General features: G+C 46.4%; 17 protein-coding genes. 2 read left to right on the top strand and 15 right to left on the bottom strand.

What is annotated here, in order from left to right:
* Positions 1–4 precede the first annotated feature (4 nt).
* Positions 5–700, top strand: coding sequence for an urea ABC transporter ATP-binding subunit UrtE (urtE, locus tag HNP76_RS12600; protein ID WP_184661082.1), 696 nt, complete (start codon positions 5–7; stop codon positions 698–700).
* Positions 701–743: 43 nt separating this feature from the next.
* Here urtE and HNP76_RS12595 read toward each other — a convergent pair whose 3' ends face one another.
* The 7 genes from HNP76_RS12595 to ureA all read right to left on the bottom strand — a co-directional run bounded on the left by HNP76_RS12595 (position 744) and on the right by ureA (position 5904).
* A complete protein-coding gene (locus tag HNP76_RS12595; protein ID WP_184661080.1) occupies positions 744–1589 on the bottom strand; it encodes an urease accessory protein UreD in 846 nt (281 codons plus the stop codon).
* A 3-nt stretch (positions 1590–1592) separates the two neighbouring features.
* Entirely contained in the window at positions 1593–2204 is a 612-nt protein-coding gene (gene ureG / locus HNP76_RS12590; RefSeq protein ID WP_184661078.1) for an urease accessory protein UreG, read from the bottom strand.
* Between the two features lie 103 nt (positions 2205–2307).
* On the bottom strand, positions 2308–2985 hold the full coding sequence (locus HNP76_RS12585; protein WP_184661076.1) for an urease accessory protein UreF: 678 nt from the start codon (positions 2983–2985) through the stop codon (positions 2308–2310).
* Positions 2975–3499, bottom strand: coding sequence for an urease accessory protein UreE (locus HNP76_RS12580; RefSeq protein ID WP_184661074.1), 525 nt, complete (start codon positions 3497–3499; stop codon positions 2975–2977). Before HNP76_RS12580 ends, HNP76_RS12585 begins: the two co-directional genes overlap by 11 nt.
* A 9-nt stretch (positions 3500–3508) precedes the next feature.
* The gene (gene ureC / locus HNP76_RS12575) at positions 3509–5260 is read right to left on the bottom strand and encodes an urease subunit alpha (RefSeq protein WP_184661072.1); all 1752 of its coding nucleotides are present in this window, start codon (positions 5258–5260) and stop codon (positions 3509–3511) included.
* A complete protein-coding gene (gene ureB, locus HNP76_RS12570) occupies positions 5244–5579 on the bottom strand; it encodes an urease subunit beta (protein ID WP_184661070.1) in 336 nt (111 codons plus the stop codon). The genes ureC and ureB overlap by 17 nt, the downstream gene beginning before the upstream one ends.
* A 13-nt stretch (positions 5580–5592) precedes the next feature.
* Positions 5593–5904: an urease subunit gamma gene (gene ureA, locus HNP76_RS12565; protein WP_184661068.1), complete on the bottom strand. Its 312-nt coding sequence runs from the start codon at positions 5902–5904 to the stop codon at positions 5593–5595.
* A 183-nt stretch (positions 5905–6087) separates the two neighbouring features.
* On the opposite strand from ureA, the gene HNP76_RS12560 reads away from it, so the two are divergent.
* The gene (locus tag HNP76_RS12560) at positions 6088–6750 is read left to right on the top strand and encodes a DUF6198 family protein (RefSeq protein WP_184661066.1); all 663 of its coding nucleotides are present in this window, start codon (positions 6088–6090) and stop codon (positions 6748–6750) included.
* Here HNP76_RS12560 and HNP76_RS12555 read toward each other — a convergent pair.
* The 8 genes from HNP76_RS12555 to HNP76_RS12520 all read right to left on the bottom strand — a co-directional run bounded on the left by HNP76_RS12555 (position 6713) and on the right by HNP76_RS12520 (position 17029).
* Positions 6713–9376 carry a cobyric acid synthase gene (locus tag HNP76_RS12555; RefSeq protein WP_184661064.1) on the bottom strand — a complete coding sequence of 888 codons (2664 nt, stop codon included), beginning with the start codon at positions 9374–9376 and terminating at the stop codon, positions 6713–6715. The genes HNP76_RS12560 and HNP76_RS12555 overlap by 38 nt on opposite strands.
* Before the next feature lie 9 nt (positions 9377–9385).
* The gene (locus tag HNP76_RS12550) at positions 9386–9772 is read right to left on the bottom strand and encodes a hypothetical protein (RefSeq protein ID WP_184661062.1); all 387 of its coding nucleotides are present in this window, start codon (positions 9770–9772) and stop codon (positions 9386–9388) included.
* Between the two features lie 76 nt (positions 9773–9848).
* Positions 9849–10787, bottom strand: a complete 939-nt coding sequence (locus tag HNP76_RS12545; protein WP_184661060.1) for an ABC transporter permease — start codon at positions 10785–10787, stop codon at positions 9849–9851.
* Positions 10778–11875, bottom strand: a complete 1098-nt coding sequence (locus HNP76_RS12540; protein WP_184661058.1) for an ABC transporter permease — start codon at positions 11873–11875, stop codon at positions 10778–10780. Before HNP76_RS12540 ends, HNP76_RS12545 begins: the two co-directional genes overlap by 10 nt.
* Positions 11875–13428 carry an ABC transporter ATP-binding protein gene (locus tag HNP76_RS12535; protein WP_184661056.1) on the bottom strand — a complete coding sequence of 518 codons (1554 nt, stop codon included), beginning with the start codon at positions 13426–13428 and terminating at the stop codon, positions 11875–11877. The genes HNP76_RS12540 and HNP76_RS12535 overlap by 1 nt, the downstream gene beginning before the upstream one ends.
* Positions 13429–13650: 222 nt before the next feature.
* Positions 13651–14754 (bottom strand): BMP family lipoprotein, encoded by a 1104-nt coding sequence (locus tag HNP76_RS12530; RefSeq protein ID WP_184661054.1) that lies wholly within the window; start codon positions 14752–14754, stop codon positions 13651–13653.
* Positions 14755–14829: 75 nt separating this feature from the next.
* Entirely contained in the window at positions 14830–15861 is a 1032-nt protein-coding gene (locus HNP76_RS12525; protein ID WP_184661053.1) for a FecCD family ABC transporter permease, read from the bottom strand.
* A gap of 7 nt (positions 15862–15868) precedes the next feature.
* A complete protein-coding gene (locus tag HNP76_RS12520; protein ID WP_184661051.1) occupies positions 15869–17029 on the bottom strand; it encodes an ABC transporter substrate-binding protein in 1161 nt (386 codons plus the stop codon).
* Positions 17030–17032: the final 3 nt, after the last annotated feature.

The following is a 17032-nucleotide window of genomic DNA, read 5'->3' as shown; positions in this document are numbered from 1 at the left end:
AGAAATGCTAGAAATCAAAAACCTCAGCTCATATTACGGAGAAAGCAGGATAATTCCATCGCTTACGATGAGCGTTCCCAAAGGCGAAATAGTCTGTCTGGTCGGACGAAACGGCGTAGGCAAAAGCACTACCCTTAAAAGCATAATGGGAATGGTCAAAACACCCGAAGGAAGCATTCTGCTTGACGGAAAGGAAATAATCGGCAAAAAGACCTACGAACGCGCAGCCCTGGGAATCGGCTATGTACCCCAGGGCCGGGAAATCTTCCCTCAGCTCACGGTAGCTGAAAATCTTGAGCTTGGCTTACAGGTCAACGGCGGAAAAGGCGAAATCGGCGAGGAAATTTTCGAGCTCTTCCCTATCATCAAGACCTTCATGAACAGGAAAGGCGGAAACCTGAGCGGCGGCCAGCAACAGCAGCTTGCAATAGCCCGCGCCCTGGTCAGCCACCCCAAACTCCTGATCCTCGACGAACCGACCGAAGGAATCCAGCCGTCAATCATTGAGGACATAGCAAGTGCAATTGAACGAGTGAACAAGGAACTTGGAATCACGATTTTGATTGTCGAGCAGTACCTTGACTTCGTTCTCTCCGTAAGCGACCGCTACTACGTCATGGATAAGGGCGAAATCACGCTGAACGGCTTCACAAAGGACGCAGACTCACAGGCAATCCAGGCAAAGATGGCGATTGGGTGAGAGGGGAAATAAAATCATTTATTCGAGGAATAAGATTAGAATTTTATTCCTCGATTTTTGTTTTTAAATTAGAAAAGATTTCTTGTATTTTCTGGGCGCTCTTTCCAAGAATCCGCACGACAATATCTTCCGAATCAGTTTCACTTGCTTCAATCAAGATTTCTTCGTTCAGGCAGGATGTCTCCGCATTATTACGAAATTCTTCCGTATACAAAAGTTTTTCTTCGAGATTAAGAATTTTTCTCACTTCAGAAAGCGTCTTCCCGAATCCGAAAATCAGCATTGTGCCCGAATGTGTGAAATGACCGAACATCACTTCGCTCTGCAAGAGATTTTTCTTTTTTCCGCCCTCAAAGAAATTGTTTTCCCTAAAAATCAGCCTTCCTTCCCGCCAGATTTCAATCATATTCTTGTACTGCGTAAAATCAAAGATCTCACCGCCTGCAACACGGCCGGCACAAATGCAGTCTTCGTAAATCAGTCTCGCGTCTTTCGCAAGAGAAATTTTCGTGCTTGAAACAAAATTGCTTTTCGCAAATGGAATGCAGGGATTGGGAGCGTAAATAAGGGCCGCATCCTCGCCCACGCTTGCGCAAATCTTCCGTTCGGCAAGCTCGTTTTCTTCCATCTTGAAAATCTTTTCAAAGGACTGGCTTACAATTTCAAGACTGGCCGCTTTTTCTACTATTATATTATGCTCCTGTCTGTCTCCGGCAAGGATTCCGGGGGAAGCGGTCTGCTGGAAGACCGTAATTCCGCCGTCTTCTTTTTGGAAGGGCTTCATAATCTTAAAAGGAGAAGTAAAAAAACTGTCTTTTATGAAGGTTCTGCCGGATTTTGAGCTGGCGGCGGTGATTTCAAAGCGGGAGACTTTTCCGAACTGGTTCACGCGCTACCTCAAGTCCGTGAAGAAGACATTTCGGTCCAAAAAGGCAATTACCTCGTCAATTCCTTCGCCAGTGCGGATGTTCGTAAAGACGAAGGGCTTTTCTCCCCGCATCTTTTTTGAGTCACGCGCCATCACTTCAAGGCTGGCTCCGACATAGGGGGCAAGGTCGATTTTGTTGATGACAAGGAGATTGCTCCTCATGATTCCAGGACCGCCCTTTCGCGGGATTTTGTCGCCCTCGCTCACATCGATTACGAAAATCGTAGCGTCCACAAGTTCCGGGCTGAATGTGGCCGAAAGATTGTCGCCGCCGCTTTCGATGAACATGAGTTCAATGTCGGGGAAGCGGGCTTTAAGCTCGTCCACGGCCTCAAGGTTCATCGATGCGTCCTCGCGGATTGCAGTGTGGGGACAGCCGCCTGTCTCAACGCCGATAATGCGCTCTTTTGGAAGAACTGAATGTGCGGTAAGGAATTCCGCGTCCTCTTTTGTGTAAATGTCGTTCGTGATGACGCCAATCGAATATTTTGAAGCAAGTCTGCGGGTCAAAGCCTCAACAAGAGCAGTCTTCCCAGACCCAACCGGACCCGCCACACCTATTTTAGTAAATCGCATATTTCCTCCTTTCTTAATGTTGCATGGATGCAACGACTAGCGAGTTTTTGTTATCAACAAAAACTCGGCCATGAAAAAATTACATGGATGTAATTTTTTCATGCTAACTCATATACAATCTCGTGTACAAAAATTCATGCTGCATCGACAAGATTTCGCTCTGGGGACTGGATCGGCACAAATCTTCCTTTGAAAGCTGCATGACCTTTTCCAGAATTTCCCCGAAAAGTGCGAAAAGCGAGTGCAGGATTTTCTGACCTTCACTTTGCGAGAGTGGAACCAGCTTTACTGCCGTCACAACCCTTGCTGAAATCTGGCTGTACAAAAATGCCTTTAAAGCTTCGAGCTCGCTGATTTTTGAAAGGGCACAGTGAGAGCCGTAGACAGGCGGAAAATGCTTTGGCGCACAGGGATTTTCTTCATTTTCTTCGCCGCCATTCAGATTTTTCCACAGCCTCACGGTTTTTAAAAATCTCGCCGCAAGTTTTTTGCTTCCCTCGCGGATTTCCTTTGCATTTCTCGATGCGTTGTAGATTTCATCGATTTCAAGAAGTTCCTGCCAGTCTGACTTTTCCGCCGCCTCATAGGAAAGCCTTACGCACAAAAAATCATTGGTCAGGAAATTCGATTCAAGTTCAGCACGGAAATAAGATTCTGCTGATTCTGAATCGCGAATGATTCCTTTTTGAACGAAAGTTTCAAGCCCCCAGGAATGGGTATAGCTTCCGATTGGAAAGGCCGCATCGTTCAGCTGCAGAAGCTCGAAAAAATCAATGCTCATGGTGATGATGATTTTCTGAATGATGGTGACTGTGGCCGACTATCGAAGAAATCTGCTTTGAAAAGTCGAGTTTTTCCGTCCTTTTTTCAATTTCAAGCGAATATCCGCCGGAAGCAAGTCCTTTTAAAAGCCGCTCCATGGGTTCAGTGTAAATCGTAACAAGCTCACCGTCAGATTTTCCGAAAAAGAGGGGCGCATGGCAGTTTCCGATTTCGTAGGCAGCCTTTGCTCCGTTAAAGAAAGCCGGATTTCCAACTTTCACGCTGAGGATTTCAACCGGAAGGACATCAGCTGCAATTACGGTTCCGTCAGAATCAAGTCCAAGCACATCGCCGGGCTTAATTCCAATCTTTAAAATCGAATCGTCCAGGCTGATTGCAACGTCACGCCCTGCCCTTGAAGTCTTCCGGTGCAGTTTTGAATATGTTTCGTGCCATTCAAAATCAACATAATCGACCGTTTTGCCTGAATATTGAGGGTCACTTATTTTTCCAAGAATCTTTTCACAAATCATGTCTTTCTCCTAAAACAAGAAATATCTCTGCGCAAGCGGAAGGGATGCAGCCGCCTTGCTCACTATTGGCTCTCCGTCCGCCGTAACGTGATAATTTTCCGGATCGACATCGATTTTTGGAAGGGCATCATTGAATTTCATGTCCTTTTTACCGATTCCACGGCAATTTTTTACAGGCAGGCAGATTTTTTCAAGACCGAGCTTTTCAGGCAGTTTTTCGTCAACCGCAGCCTGAGACATAAAGGTGGCGCAGGTGAAATATTTTGCCTTTCCGTAGAAGCCGAACATGTTCCGATAGTAAACCGGCTGACAGGTCGGAATCGAAGCGTTTGAGTCGCCCATTTTTGAAAGAACGACAGCCCCGCCCTTAATCACGATGTCAGGTTTTGCTCCAAAAAATGCCGGATTCCACAAAACCAGATCCGCCATCTTGCCGACTTCAACCGAGCCGACATATTCAGAAATTCCGTGCGCGACCGCTGGATTTATTGTGTACTTCGAGACATATCTTTTTGCCCGGAAATTATCGTTTTCTTCACAGTCGCCCGAACTTTTTCCGCAAGAGTCAGCTTCAAGATGGCCCCGCTCTTCCTTCATTTTATGGGCCGTCTGCCAGGTTCGGGTGATAACTTCTCCAACCCGTCCCATGGCCTGAGAGTCGCTGGACATAATGCTCAATGCTCCCAGATCGTGAAGAACGTCCTCGGCGGCAATCGTCTCCGGGCGGATTCGGCTGTCGGCAAATGCAACATCCTCAGGGATTTTATTGTCCAAGTGATGGCAGACCATGAGCATGTCCAGATGTTCGTCGAGCGTGTTCACAGTAAAAGGCATGGTCGGATTCGTTGAGGCAGGAATTACATTTGCGTGCCCTGCAACCTTGAGGATGTCCGGTGCATGACCGCCGCCCGCTCCTTCCGTGTGATAAGTGTGAATTGTCCGGCCATTTATTGCGGCAAGAGTGTCCTCAACACAGCCGGCTTCGTTCAGAGTGTCAGTGTGAATGCAGACCTGAACATCGTACTGGTCGGCAATCGTAAGGGCAGCATCAATAGCCGCAGGAGTCGTGCCCCAGTCCTCGTGAATTTTAAGTCCGCAGGCACCGGCCTTAATCTGGGCGATAAGCTCGCTCTGAGCCGACTTGTTCGAGCAGTTTCCCTTTCCAAGATAGCCTATATTCATCGGGAAATCTTCCGCTGCCTTAAGCATCATCTCAAGATTCCATTTTCCCGGTGTACAGGTGGTCGCATTGGTTCCGTCGCAGGGGCCGGTTCCACCGCCAATCATCGTCGTAACGCCGGAGCAAAGGGCTGTCTCAACCTGCTCAGGCGAAATAAAGTGGATGTGTGTGTCGATTCCGCCAGCCGTGACAATCAAGCCCTCGCCGGCAAGAGCCTCAGTCGCAGCTCCTACAGTCATTCCCGGAGTAACGCCGTCCATCGTGTCAGGATTTCCCGCCTTTCCGATTCCGGCGATTTTTCCGTCCTTGATTCCGATATCAGCTTTGTAAATTCCAGTATAATCAAGAATTACACAGTTAGTGATTACAAGGTCCAAATCTCCGCCATCGCTCGTTGTGTTCACCGACTGCCCCATTCCGTCTCGAAGGGTCTTTCCGCCACCAAATTTTGCTTCGTCGCCGTAAACCGTAAAGTCTTTTTCAATCTGAATCAGAAGATTTGTATCCGCAAGCCTGATTTTGTCGCCTTTAGTCGGGCCGTACATCAGCGCGTATTTTTTTCCATCAATCGTGTAACTCATCTTTTCGCCCCCAGTCAGTTTTTCCGCAAGTCAGATTATTCAGTCCGTAAATCTCAGATTTTCCGCCAAAAGAACAAAGCTGAACAGCCTTCGTCTCGCCCGGCTCAAAGCGAACCGACATGCCCGAAGGAATATCAAGCTTAAAGCCAAAAGCCGCCTTTCTGTCAAAAGAAAGCATTTTGTTCACTTCATAAAAATGAAAATGAGAGCCGACCTGAACCGGTCTGTCGCCCTTGTTGGTCACATCTATCTGAATGGTCTTTCGCCCCAGATTCAATTCAATCGTCTTGTTACAGGAAATTACTTCACCGATTTTCATAAGCGCCCCCAAATTACTCAGCTTCCCGGATCGGATTGTGAACCGTAACGAGTTTTGTTCCGTCAGGGAAAGTCGCCTCAACCTGAACCTCGCCCACCATATCAGCCACGCCATCCATGACATCGTCAGTCGTCAAAAGTTTCGCGCCTTCCTGCATGAGCTGGGTGACAGTTTTTCCGTCACGGGCCTTTTCCATCAAAGCCGAAGAAATGTAAGCCACAGCCTCGACGTAATTAAGTTTCAAACCACGTTCTTTCCGCCTCTCAGCCACAAGTCCAGCATAAGAAAGCAGGAGTTTTTCAGTTTCTCTTGGTGTAAGTTTCATATTTTCCCCCGAAAATAAAAAAGCCGTCCTGACAAAATCAGAACGGCTTCGTTGCCATAAAATTCGATTAATTCTATATTTTAAATTGCTTTTTGTAAGCGACTTTTTACTTTTCTGACTGGAACTTTAGTTCTAAGGCACTCGCCACTAACAAAATTCCGGCATTTGCTGTATTATATACGAATGAAATTTACACTAAAACAGATTTTCGTTCCAAATTTTGCTAAAAGACTCTCATTTATGCTTCCGAGCATCATTTTGATGGGCGTTTTTGTCTCGATTCTCCTGGAAATCGGCTGGGGCACTGACCCGGCAAGCTTTATGAACCAGAACATATCCGCCCTTTTCGGCTGGAGCATGGGAAGAACCCAGGTTACGGTCTATCTCTTCATGCTCGTTTTTACGATTCTTTTTGGCGTGGAGATGATTGGACTGGGAACAATCACAAACATGGTCTTAATTGGCTACACAATCGACCTCTGCCGCTGGATTTGGAAAAACATCGGCTTCAACACAGTCCTTTCACAAGGAAATATCGCCCTCCGCATAGCAATTTTCGCTCTTGCCCTGCTTTTGTTCGCCCTCGCTGCCGCAATTTACATCAACGCAAAGATGGGAGTTTCACCTTATGACGCAATTCCAAACATTTTAAACAAATGGTTCACGAAAATTCCATTCATCATCATAAGGATTGCATTTGATTTCAGTGCGGTTGGAATCGGAGTTATCGCAGGAAAGCTGAATCCCAACGGAATTCAAGGCTCAATCCTTGGCTCGATCCTCATGTCAATTCTGCTGGGACCAATGATTACGCTTGTCGCCCGCCCTCTAAAGAAGATTCTCTAGAAAGCCCCATAATTTCATAAATTTTCTTCATATCTAGATGCTTGCGAAGTGTCTCGGCAAGAATATTGTACTGTGATTCTTTAAAATCCTGAAGGGAAGTAAACTTTTCGCCCGAAAATGGGCCATCTGTCCTGTCAGAAGCAGCTAATTCTGAAGATTTCTCCATGCCAGATGCACTTTTTCCGGCATCGTTGGAAATTTGTGACCATTTTTCAGCAGGAATTCCCTTTTTGACCGCAAGCATTTCAACAAATTTACGGCAGAATTCAGCCTCGTCAAAAAGGCCGTGAATGTAGGTTCCGAAGACATTGCCCGAAACCGCTCCGTCAAACTTGGACTCCCCGGAAACCGAATCCCGAATCTGAGAGAAATAAGCCTGCTCCGCACCTTCAGCAAAGTCAGTCTGTCCCATGTGGATTTCATAGCCCGAAAGCAAAAGATTTGCCAGCGGAGAGAAAATCGATTTTTCCGCCATATCTTTTTCGCTCTCATTTTCCCCGCCGAGGACTTTTCCCGAAACGCGGGTTCGGATTTTCTGAGAAGAAAAGACGGTTGAAACAGGCAGGAGCGAGAGCCCGGAAACAAATCCAGAACCACGTCCTTCTTCATCGGCAGCTGTTTCCTCATCACGCAATTTTTCGCCTAACATCTGGAAGCCGCCGCAGATTCCGACTATCGGCGTGCCGTTTTTTGCCTGAGCCTGGATAAGTTCTGCCAGGCCGGATTTTTTGAGCCAGTCCAAATCTTCGGGAGTGTTTTTGGTTCCGGGAATTATGATGCAGTCTGGGGAACCTAAGTCTTTGGGTTCTAACACATAATACAAATTAACGTTAGGCAGATTTTGAAGGGGAATGAAGTCCGTGAAGTTGGAAATGTGAGGCAAACGAACGATAGCCAGTTGAATTTCGTCTTTTTTATCTCGAAATTGTCTCAAAGTGTGCAAATTTGTAGACAAAGAATCCTCGTCATCGAGCTGAATTTTCATGTACGGGAGAGTTCCGACACAAGGAATGCCGGTTTTTTCTTCGAGCATGGTGATTCCGCTGTCCAAAATCGACTTGTCACCGCGGAATTTGTTGATGACAAAGCCTTTTACCCGCTTTCGTTCTTCCGGCGTAAGAAGCTCGATTGTTCCCAAAATCTGGGCGAAAACTCCGCCCCGGTCTATGTCCGCAACCAGAATCACAGGGCTGTCAGCCATAGCTGCCATTCCCATGTTCACGATGTCGTTTTCCTTGAGGTTGATTTCGGCCGGGCTTCCCGCCCCTTCGAGCACGATAACCTGATTTTCAGATGCAAGCTGATTGTAGGCTTTCATGATGTGAGGCACTAGATTTTTCTTGAAGGCAAAATATTCCTTTGCCGCCATGTCGCCTAGGACTTCGCCGTTTACGATGACCTGACTTCCTGTGTCGCTGTTGGGCTTGAGCAAAATGGGATTCATGAGAACACTTGGCTCCACTCCGGCCGCCTCTGCCTGCATGACCTGAGCCCGGCCCATTTCCAAACCTTCGTTAGTTACAAAGGAATTAAGGGCCATGTTCTGGGATTTAAACGGCGCGACAGAAAATCCGTCCTGCTTGAAAATCCGACACAAGCCAGCAACAAGGAAACTCTTTCCCGCGTTGGACATGGTTCCCTGCACCATAAGAGAATTAGCAAAACCGTCTTTACGAGTCACCAAAGAATCATCTTTTGGGGTTTTAGGGGCGTTGCCCCTAGGCGATGAGGGTGTGGGTGAAAGCGTAGCTTGAACCCTAGGGGGTAGGGAACGGCACCGCGTAGCGGGGCAAAAACTCACGAGGTGAGTTTTTAGTGAGTCTCCCGGAGAGCTGTGCTCGTAGGGCGGTTTTTCTCCCTTCCTTTCACAAAACTTCTTTACAAGGCCTGCATACAGAGTTTCGTTGTAATCTTCTTCAGACAGATTGTAGAGCGCGCAAATCTGATTCTTGCATTCGGCTTCGTTCCTGGAAAGCTCGGAAATCTGCCCTTTGCCGATGCAGAGGATGCGGTGGGAAATTTTTAGCGCAAGGTCGATTTCGTGCATGGACGCAATCACAGTCACGCCCTGCCCGCTCAGATTTTCCAGGATTTTTAACAGCTCAAGCCGCCATTTGATGTCGAGAAAGCTTGTCGGCTCATCCAAAACCAAAAGCCTTGGGTTCTGACAGAGGGCTCTGGCGAACATTATGCGCTGCTTCTGGCCGTCGCTCACCTTCATAAAATCCTTGTGGGCATAGTTCTGGGCCTGAACGAGGGCAATCGCCTCATCTATCTTTTTTTCATCATCTTCCTTGAGAAGGGCAAAAGGACCTGTAAAGGGATAGCGGCCTGAAGCAACAACATCACGGCAGGTCATCAGCTCGGGTTTTACAGGAACCGTAAGCAGGGCCGAGACTTCCTTAGCCAAATCCTTGAGGGAAAGGGAATTTAAATTCTTCCCATCAAAAAAAACAGAACCCTGAACGGGAGAAAGTTCTTTAATCAGAGTTTTTAAAAGAGTGGATTTTCCAGAACCGTTCGGTCCGATGAGCGTAAAAATCTCGCCCCTCTCAATCTTAAGGGAAAAAGGCTTTTGAAGAGGGGCTTGGTCATAACCAACGGAGAGATTTTTAAATTCCAGCATTTTTTGGAGTTATTTCTTCTTGATGATAAGGTTGTCGTTAGAGTCGATTGAAATGTCATTTGCCTTGAAAGCGACAGAATGGATGTCACTTTCATCTTTCTGGATATTTCCGAATCCGATTGCAGAGATTTTCTGGTCGTAAACCTGGATGTCAGCATTGACGAAAAGCAGGCCTACGCCTTTTGACTCGCGCAACTCAAGATTCTTAATCTTATCACGAGGTATATACAAAACGATAGCATTATTTTCGACTGTAAATGAAGCTTTGATATAGGAACCTTTTCCGTTGAGGAATTTTTCTGTGCTTGATGCAATTGATTCCTTTGTAATTGGCTCTGCAAATGCAGTAAAAGCAGACAAAGCAGCTAAAGCAGCAAAGATGATTGATTTTTTCATAATTTCCTCCATCAAATGGTATGTCACTGTCTGACTTAAGTAGACAATCTAGTTTAATGCTATTTTTAGAAAAGGTCTAGCGTGTACTTTTATCGTAAGGAATACCCTCTGCCTTTGGAGCCCGGGATTTCTTAGACGTAAATGCAAGAACCACCAGCGAAATGATATACGGAAGCATTTTGTACATGTCACCCGGCACGAGATGAGTCAAAAGGTCGAAAGCAGAATATGTGTCGGCTACAGCACGGAAAGCACCGAAAAGAAGGGCGCTGGCTGCAATCCGCAGAGGATTCCACTGACCGAAAATCATGACGGCAAGGGCAAGGAAGCCTGCACCGGCAACTCCATACATAAAATCCCACTGGGAATTTGCGGCCGTAATATAGATGACGCCACCGATTCCGCCGCAAAATCCTGAAAGAAGGACTCCGGCATAACGCATTTTATAGACGTTGATTCCGGCACTGTCTGCTGCCTGGGGGAATTCACCGCAAGCCATGAGCCTGAGTCCGAATCTTGTTTTGAAAAGAATGACGTAAGCAGCTGCAATCAGGAAAATCGTGAGAATCATGTAGATGTTGAATTCAGAGCCGAACGCTTTAATCAAAAAAACTTTGCGAGTCTGAATATAGTCAATGATTGCAGAAGGATTCTGACCAGCCGACTGGGCGTTATTGAAAGCCTTGACGATGACGACAGCCGCCGCCGTTGCAAGCATGTTCATAGCCGTACCGACCAGAGTCTGGTCTGCCTTAAAGTTGATTGCCGCAACTGCAAGTAAAAGCGAATAAAGCATACCGAAAAGGACACTGACAGTCAGCGTAAGAAGGATAATGACAAAGCCGGGAAGATTTGGAGAAAGGGCATGAAGCACGAAGGCACCGCCCAAAGCTCCCATGACCATAACGCCCTCAAGACCGAGGTTGATGGTACCGCTTCGCTCACAGAACATTCCGCCGAAAGCGACAAAAATCAAAACGGAAGCATAAATCAGCGTGTACTGGACTAACAGCATTTTTCTTTCTCCCCTATGAGTTTAGAAATCAATGTCTTTAAAAGGAACATGAAGGCACATGAATAAATGATTATCGAAGAAATCAAATCAGCAATCTGAGGGTTAAAATACTTGGTGTCGATGAAGCTGCCGCCCTGAGTGATGTGCTGGATGAAGAATCCTGCGAAGATTACGCCGATCGGATTGAGGCCGCCAAGGAATGCTACTGCGATTCCGTTAAAGCCCATGCCTGGAACAACCGAAGCCGTCTTCCAGGGCTGAATGTCAGTGAGGTAATAAAGGGCTGCCGCAAGACCTGCAATGGCACCGGAAACAGCCATGGTGAGGACGATATTTTTCTTGTCCTTCATGCCGGCATATTTTGCAGCGTGTTTGTTGAGGCCGGTTGCACGAAGCTCATAGCCGATTGTCGTTTTTGAAAGAACGATATGAATGATAACTGCAACAATGATTGTAATCGGGATTGCAATTGAAACATACTGATTGTCATGAAAGAGGGAGCCGAGCCCCAAAGTCGGGATAATCGAAGAAGCAGAACGCTCTGCAATTGAATAAGTCTCCGAGCGGGAAATATTCATCGTAATTTCATTTTGAAGAAGGACGTTGACCAGATAAAGGGAAATCCAGTTGAGCATGATTCCGGCAATTACTTCGTTTACGTTGCAGAAAGCTTTTAAAAGGCCTGCGATACAAGCCCACAAGGCAGCGCAAAGCATGGCAAGAAGGATGCAGACGAACCATGGGAGCTGGAAAGCAAGGGCTCCCCACAAAGAAATTCCGATTCCGATACAATACTGACCGGCGATTCCGATGTTGAAAAGGCCAGACTTATAGGCAAAAAGAACGCCGATTCCGCACAAAATGAGCGGGACTGACTTTACCAGGGTTTGACCCAGATAGTAAAGCTGTTTGCCTCCGTTCCTATAATATAGAAAGTTTTTGAGGATTACGCTGATTGCCTTGGGAGCGTGCTCAGCATTGATAATCAAAAGAATTAAAAAGCCGACGATGATACCGATTATAGAGCAAAGAACAGCCGCCATAATCGAGCGGAAGGCTTCACTTTCGAGGATTTTTCTTAGTCTCATTATGCAGTCTCCTGATTTTTTTTCTGGCGTTTTGCACCTGCCATATACAGACCGAGCTCTTCTGGAGCCGTAGTTTTCGGGTCAAGTTCACCGACAATCTCACCCTCATACATGACGAGGATGCGGTCGCTGAGGTTGAGGACTTCTTCAAGCTCATAAGATACGAGAAGAACGGCCTTTCCGGCATCACGGTCAGCGATAATTGCCTTGTGAAGATATTCGATTGCACCAACATCAAGACCTCGCGTTGGCTGAACTGCAATCAAAAGCTTGTGGTCTTTTGAAAGCTCACGGGCTACGATTGCCTTCTGCTGATTGCCGCCCGACATGGCTCTGGCAATAGTTTTGTTGCCCTGCCCGCTTCGGACGTCAAAAGCATCGATTAATTTTTGTGAATAGTCGGAAACGGCTTTATTTTTGATGAAGGTAAAATGCTGGAATTCCTGAGTCCAGTAACGCTGCAGGACCATGTTCTGTTCGAGGGTGTAGTCAAGGACAAGACCGTGCTTGTGGCGGTCTTCCGGAACATGGCTTAAGCCCGCAATACTTTTATCGCGGATTGATTTTTTGGTGATGTCTGTGCCGTCAAGCAGGATTTTTGTATTGTGATTTGGAAGGATTTTTTCGAGACCGGTGAGTCCCTGAATGAATTCTGACTGTCCGTTGCCATCGATTCCGGCGATACAGACAATCTCACCGGCACGAACCTGAAGATTTACGTCATTGACTGCAAGCATTTTGTGGAGCTTGCTTTCTACGCAAAGATGCTGGACGTCAAGAATGACTTTGCCCGGCTCAGCCGGCTTTTTCTCAACAGTGAACTGGACGTCGCGCCCAACCATCATGCGGCTTAATTCTTCTTTGTTTGTCTCCGGGATATTTACCGTGCCGATATAGCGGCCCTTGCACAAAACTGAGCAGCGGTCGGCAACTTCCATAATTTCATTAAGTTTATGTGTGATGAAAAGAATTGACTTTCCTTCTTCGGCCAAAAGCTTCATGACGCTCATCAATTCTTTAATTTCCTGCGGGGTAAGAACAGCAGTCGGCTCATCAAAAATCAGGATGTCATTGTTGCGGTAAAGCATTTTAAGAATTTCAACACGCTGCTGCATTCCGACTGTAATGTCTTCGATTTTTGCATCCGGATCAATCTGCAGACCGTAAGTATTACTGAGGGAAAGGATTCGCCTTCGGGCCGTTACCCGGTCAACGAAACCATGCTTGGTCGACTCACAGCCAAGAATAATGTTGTCCAAAACTGAAAACACTTCGACCAATTTGAAGTGCTGGTGGACCATGCCGATGTGGAGGGCTGTAGCATCATTCGGATTTTTGATTTGGACTTTCTGACCGTTCTTGCGGATTTCGCCCTCTTCCGGCTGATAAAGACCAAAAAGAACGCTCATTAAGGTTGACTTGCCCGCGCCATTTTCGCCAAGCAGGGCATGAATCTCACCTTTTTTCAGCTGCAAAGTTATATCATCATTAGCAACAATCCCAGGAAAGCGCTTGGTGATATGCAGCATTTCAATAATGTATTCATCGCTCATATAAAAAACCTATCCTTACCATTATATCCGAAAGTCAAAAGAAAAAAAAGGTAAATTTTTGAACATAGGGTAAATGTCGAGTTTTACTAGCAGAATATACAAAAAAGACGGTCGGAGTCGAAGTTCTGGCACGAACTCGCCTGAGCTTTGCTCACTGCGATGTTCGGGACAGGTCTTCGACGGGAGACCGTCTTTTTTAATTTATCCAATAGACTATTTAGACTATTTAATGTTCTGATATGTATTTACTTTTACAGAAACTGCAGGGAGAGCATCGATTGAGTCAGAAATTGCGATTGATTTTGAATAAACTTCTGTAACGAGCTTCTGATAGTCAGAAACTGTGAAGTTCTTCATTGACCAAGTGTTAACCGGGAGACCGACATAGTTTGCAGAAAGATCTGAACCAGAAACGAGACCAAGTGAAGAAACCTGACCTGCGTAAGTATCCCAGCTGTTGTTCTGAATTGCTGTAAGGACAGCGTTTACAGTAGCACCCAAGCCCTTCATTGCAGAAGTAACGTGCATTCCCTCGCCGTAGCTGTTAATCTGAGCAGTCTGATCGACATCAACACCGATTACCTTGCCGTTAACTTTTGCAGCAGCCTCACAAGCTGAAGTCCAGATACCGCCACCACAAGCGAAAACAACCTCTACGCCGCGATTTTTGTACCAGCCGTCCATTGTAGCTGTGATTGTCTGATCACCGTAGAACTGACCGCCGTAAACATATTCAACTGTAACGTCGTTAGCAACTCCAAGCTCTTCTGCAGCCTTGTTTGCACCCTGAACGAAACCGAATCCAAAGCGAATTACAGCAGGAACAGCCATGCCGCCCAAGAATCCGAGATGGCGGTAGCCCTCTTTTACAGCTGCGTAACCAGCGAAGAATCCAGGGATTTCCTCAGCGTAAACAGCACAGAAAACGTTTGATGGAACTTCACTTCCACCCAAGTCGCCCTTGCTGATATCAAGACCGATGAATTTTGCATCAGAATAATCTTTTGCAACTTTTGTGATTGCCTCACCGAAAAGGAAGCCCGGGAGAACGATTACATTGTAGCCGTCCTGATAAGCTGCGTCGATTGAAGCGATACGGTCAGCTGTAGAATCGCCAGCTGGCTTGTAATACTGGAAATCAAGCTTAGCAGACTCTGCATAATCCTTACATGCCTGATAAGTTGTCTGGTTGAAAGACTGGTCTGTAATGTCTCCAGAATCTGTAACCATTGCGATGCGGATAGCTGTTTTGCCTGCTGCTTTTTTGTTGCATCCAAAGAAGCAGAGTGAAGCTGCCATCATCGCGAAAAGCATAATCTTTTTCATTTTTTCCTCCAAGAAGTGATTATGAATTTTTCAGTAAATAATTATACCGAATAAAAAGATGCGTGTCATTAAAAACTATCGCCCTTCCCGCCTTCGCCTTACAATCATAAAAATCACGATTGGCGCACCGAAAAATGACGTAACCGTGCTGATGCTGAGTTCCAGCGGCGAAAAAAGACTGCGGGCAATCAAGTCAGAAAAGATGCAGAAAACCGCCCCGCCCAAAAATGAAGCGGGAATCACGACGAGCGGTTTTGCGGTTCGTAAAAGCTGCTTGACCAGAAAGGGAACTGCGATTCCGACGAAGGAAACAGGACCGGCAAATGCGGTGACTGTGGCAGAAAGCAGGCTTGAAAGAAGAATCAGAATGGGACGGAAAATTTTTGTGTTCACGCCCATAGTCCGGGCATAGGTCTCGCCCATGAGATAGGCTCCGATGGGCTTTGCCAGCAGAAAAACACAGATGAGGGCGACAAAAATTATCGAGCCGGAAACAGCACAGTCCGCCATGTCAAAGCCCGAAAAGCTGCCCTTTGACCAGCCGTGAAGATTGGCGATGTCAGAATCTTCAGCAAAGGCAATGAAAAAGTCAGTGATTGCTGAAGTGACGTAGCCAATCATGATTCCAGAAACCAAAAGTGAGCCGATGTGATTGACCTTTCGAGCCACAAGCAGGATGAATGAAGTCGAAAGAAGGGCACCAAAAAAAGCCGCTCCCACAAGCGAAAATGAAGAAAGAGAAATTCCGTTTTTAAGGAAGAAAATCATGCTGGCAGCCACGCACATTTTTGCACCCGAAGAAATGCCCAGAACGAAAGGACCTGCAATCGGGTTCTGAAAGTAAGTCTGAAGAAGGAAGCCTGAAAGTGAAAGCGCCCCGCCCAGGACTCCAGCCATAATCACGCGGGGAAGACGGATTTTTGTAATGATGTTGATTTCCTGAATGGAAAATGCGCCGAAATCAGAGCCAAAAAGAATCCCGAAAATACGGAGAGGCGGAATCGAGACGTTTCCCGTGCAAAGCGAAAGAATTACCGCCACGAGCAAAAGGCTTAAAAAAAGCGAGAAGATTAGAATGTAACGTGATTTAGCTGAAAGTAATTTCATTTGAACCTCACTCTACCCGCTCCAAGAAAGTCAGATTTTCCGCCTGACCATTGATAATGGCGCTCAAGTCAAGAATCATGTCGCCAATCCGGTCAGTCGCCTGATAAAGATATTTTCCTGTCGTCCAAATCTCGCCATTTTGCACGGCCTTGAAATCGGCAAATAGCGGGCTCTTTGAAAGAAGGTCGGCCTTGCCGTGGAGAGTGTTGTCTATCGAAGAATTGTAAATCAAAATGTCAGCATCGGCGCACTGGGAGTAAAACTGCTCCATTGAAACCGAGACCGAGGGCGAAGAAGTTTTTCGCGTGTTTTTGAAAGTGTAGTCACCGCCAGCCATTTCAATCATCTTTACGATATAGTCTTCGCTCCCCCGGACTACGACCATTCCTGTAGCAGTTATATAGAAGAAAGCTACTGATTTTGGAGCTGATTTTTGGGAAGTGACAGTGCTTTGGATTTTGGCAACCTGTTCATCAAAGAAATTTTCGGCCTGCTCCAGTTTTCCGCACATGAGGGCGTAGAGCTTAATCCATTCCATGCGGCCCAGTGGATTTTCCTCGTAGCTGGATTTATCGACAAAAACCGGGATTCCAAGAGACTCCAGTTTTTCCTTGATTTGCGGCGTGTGATAAATCATCGTGGATTCAATTGCAAGGGGACAGTTTTCTTTAAGCAAGAGCTCGAAGTCGGGCGCGTTGTATTTTCCGGCATAGATGATTCTGCCATCTTCCATAGCCTGAAGGGCACTTTCGACATACCAGTCTTTTTTTTGAACCGCGGAAAATTTTATTGATTCCAGGGAGTCCAGCCTGTTCCACAAGGCCATGGCCGATGAGGCGCAAAGATAGACGTTCGAGACCGGAATAGAAATTACCGCGACCTGGGCAGGAAGATTTTTGGGAAGGGCGGCTTCTTTTGGAAGAAAAAGATAGCGGTCGCTTCCCGCCACAGTGACGAGATAAGCTCCCGAAGAATACTGGTCGATTTTGAACTCTTTGGCATAATATAATAGAAGAGATTTTTCATAATTATAGCCTTCGAGTTGCAGCGGAGAATCTGACTTGGGAAGAGTGCGAGTGCATGAAAGAAAAAAGGCCGGCAAGAGGAAGAGAAGAATTGCAATCAGAGCTTTTTTGAGAATCAATTTGAAGCCGGTATTTTTTTTCATATT

Source organism: Treponema ruminis, assembly GCF_014201975.1.
GTDB classification, from domain to species: domain Bacteria; phylum Spirochaetota; class Spirochaetia; order Treponematales; family Treponemataceae; genus Treponema_D; species Treponema_D ruminis.
Note: the sequence above shows the minus strand (reverse complement) of the source record. Positions and strands in the feature narration are given on the sequence as shown.

What these genes read in the sequence shown, in the direction of transcription:
- urtE (WP_184661082.1), top strand. Translation starts at nt 5, where the DNA reads ATGCTAGAAATCAAAAACCTCAGCTCATATTACGGAGAAAGCAGGATA.
- ureG (WP_184661078.1), bottom strand. Translation starts at nt 2,204, where the DNA reads ATGCGATTTACTAAAATAGGTGTGGCGGGTCCGGTTGGGTCTGGGAAG.
- HNP76_RS12585 (WP_184661076.1), bottom strand. Translation starts at nt 2,985, where the DNA reads ATGAGCATTGATTTTTTCGAGCTTCTGCAGCTGAACGATGCGGCCTTT.
- HNP76_RS12580 (WP_184661074.1), bottom strand. Translation starts at nt 3,499, where the DNA reads ATGATTTGTGAAAAGATTCTTGGAAAAATAAGTGACCCTCAATATTCA.
- ureC (WP_184661072.1), bottom strand. Translation starts at nt 5,260, where the DNA reads ATGAGTTACACGATTGATGGAAAAAAATACGCGCTGATGTACGGCCCG.
- ureB (WP_184661070.1), bottom strand. Translation starts at nt 5,579, where the DNA reads ATGAAAATCGGTGAAGTAATTTCCTGTAACAAGACGATTGAATTGAAT.
- ureA (WP_184661068.1), bottom strand. Translation starts at nt 5,904, where the DNA reads ATGAAACTTACACCAAGAGAAACTGAAAAACTCCTGCTTTCTTATGCT.
- HNP76_RS12560 (WP_184661066.1), top strand. Translation starts at nt 6,088, where the DNA reads ATGAAATTTACACTAAAACAGATTTTCGTTCCAAATTTTGCTAAAAGA.
- HNP76_RS12555 (WP_184661064.1), bottom strand. Translation starts at nt 9,376, where the DNA reads ATGCTGGAATTTAAAAATCTCTCCGTTGGTTATGACCAAGCCCCTCTT.
- HNP76_RS12550 (WP_184661062.1), bottom strand. Translation starts at nt 9,772, where the DNA reads ATGAAAAAATCAATCATCTTTGCTGCTTTAGCTGCTTTGTCTGCTTTT.
- HNP76_RS12545 (WP_184661060.1), bottom strand. Translation starts at nt 10,787, where the DNA reads ATGCTGTTAGTCCAGTACACGCTGATTTATGCTTCCGTTTTGATTTTT.
- HNP76_RS12540 (WP_184661058.1), bottom strand. Translation starts at nt 11,875, where the DNA reads ATGAGACTAAGAAAAATCCTCGAAAGTGAAGCCTTCCGCTCGATTATG.
- HNP76_RS12535 (WP_184661056.1), bottom strand. Translation starts at nt 13,428, where the DNA reads ATGAGCGATGAATACATTATTGAAATGCTGCATATCACCAAGCGCTTT.
- HNP76_RS12530 (WP_184661054.1), bottom strand. Translation starts at nt 14,754, where the DNA reads ATGAAAAAGATTATGCTTTTCGCGATGATGGCAGCTTCACTCTGCTTC.
- HNP76_RS12525 (WP_184661053.1), bottom strand. Translation starts at nt 15,861, where the DNA reads ATGAAATTACTTTCAGCTAAATCACGTTACATTCTAATCTTCTCGCTT.
- HNP76_RS12520 (WP_184661051.1), bottom strand. Translation starts at nt 17,029, where the DNA reads ATGAAAAAAAATACCGGCTTCAAATTGATTCTCAAAAAAGCTCTGATT.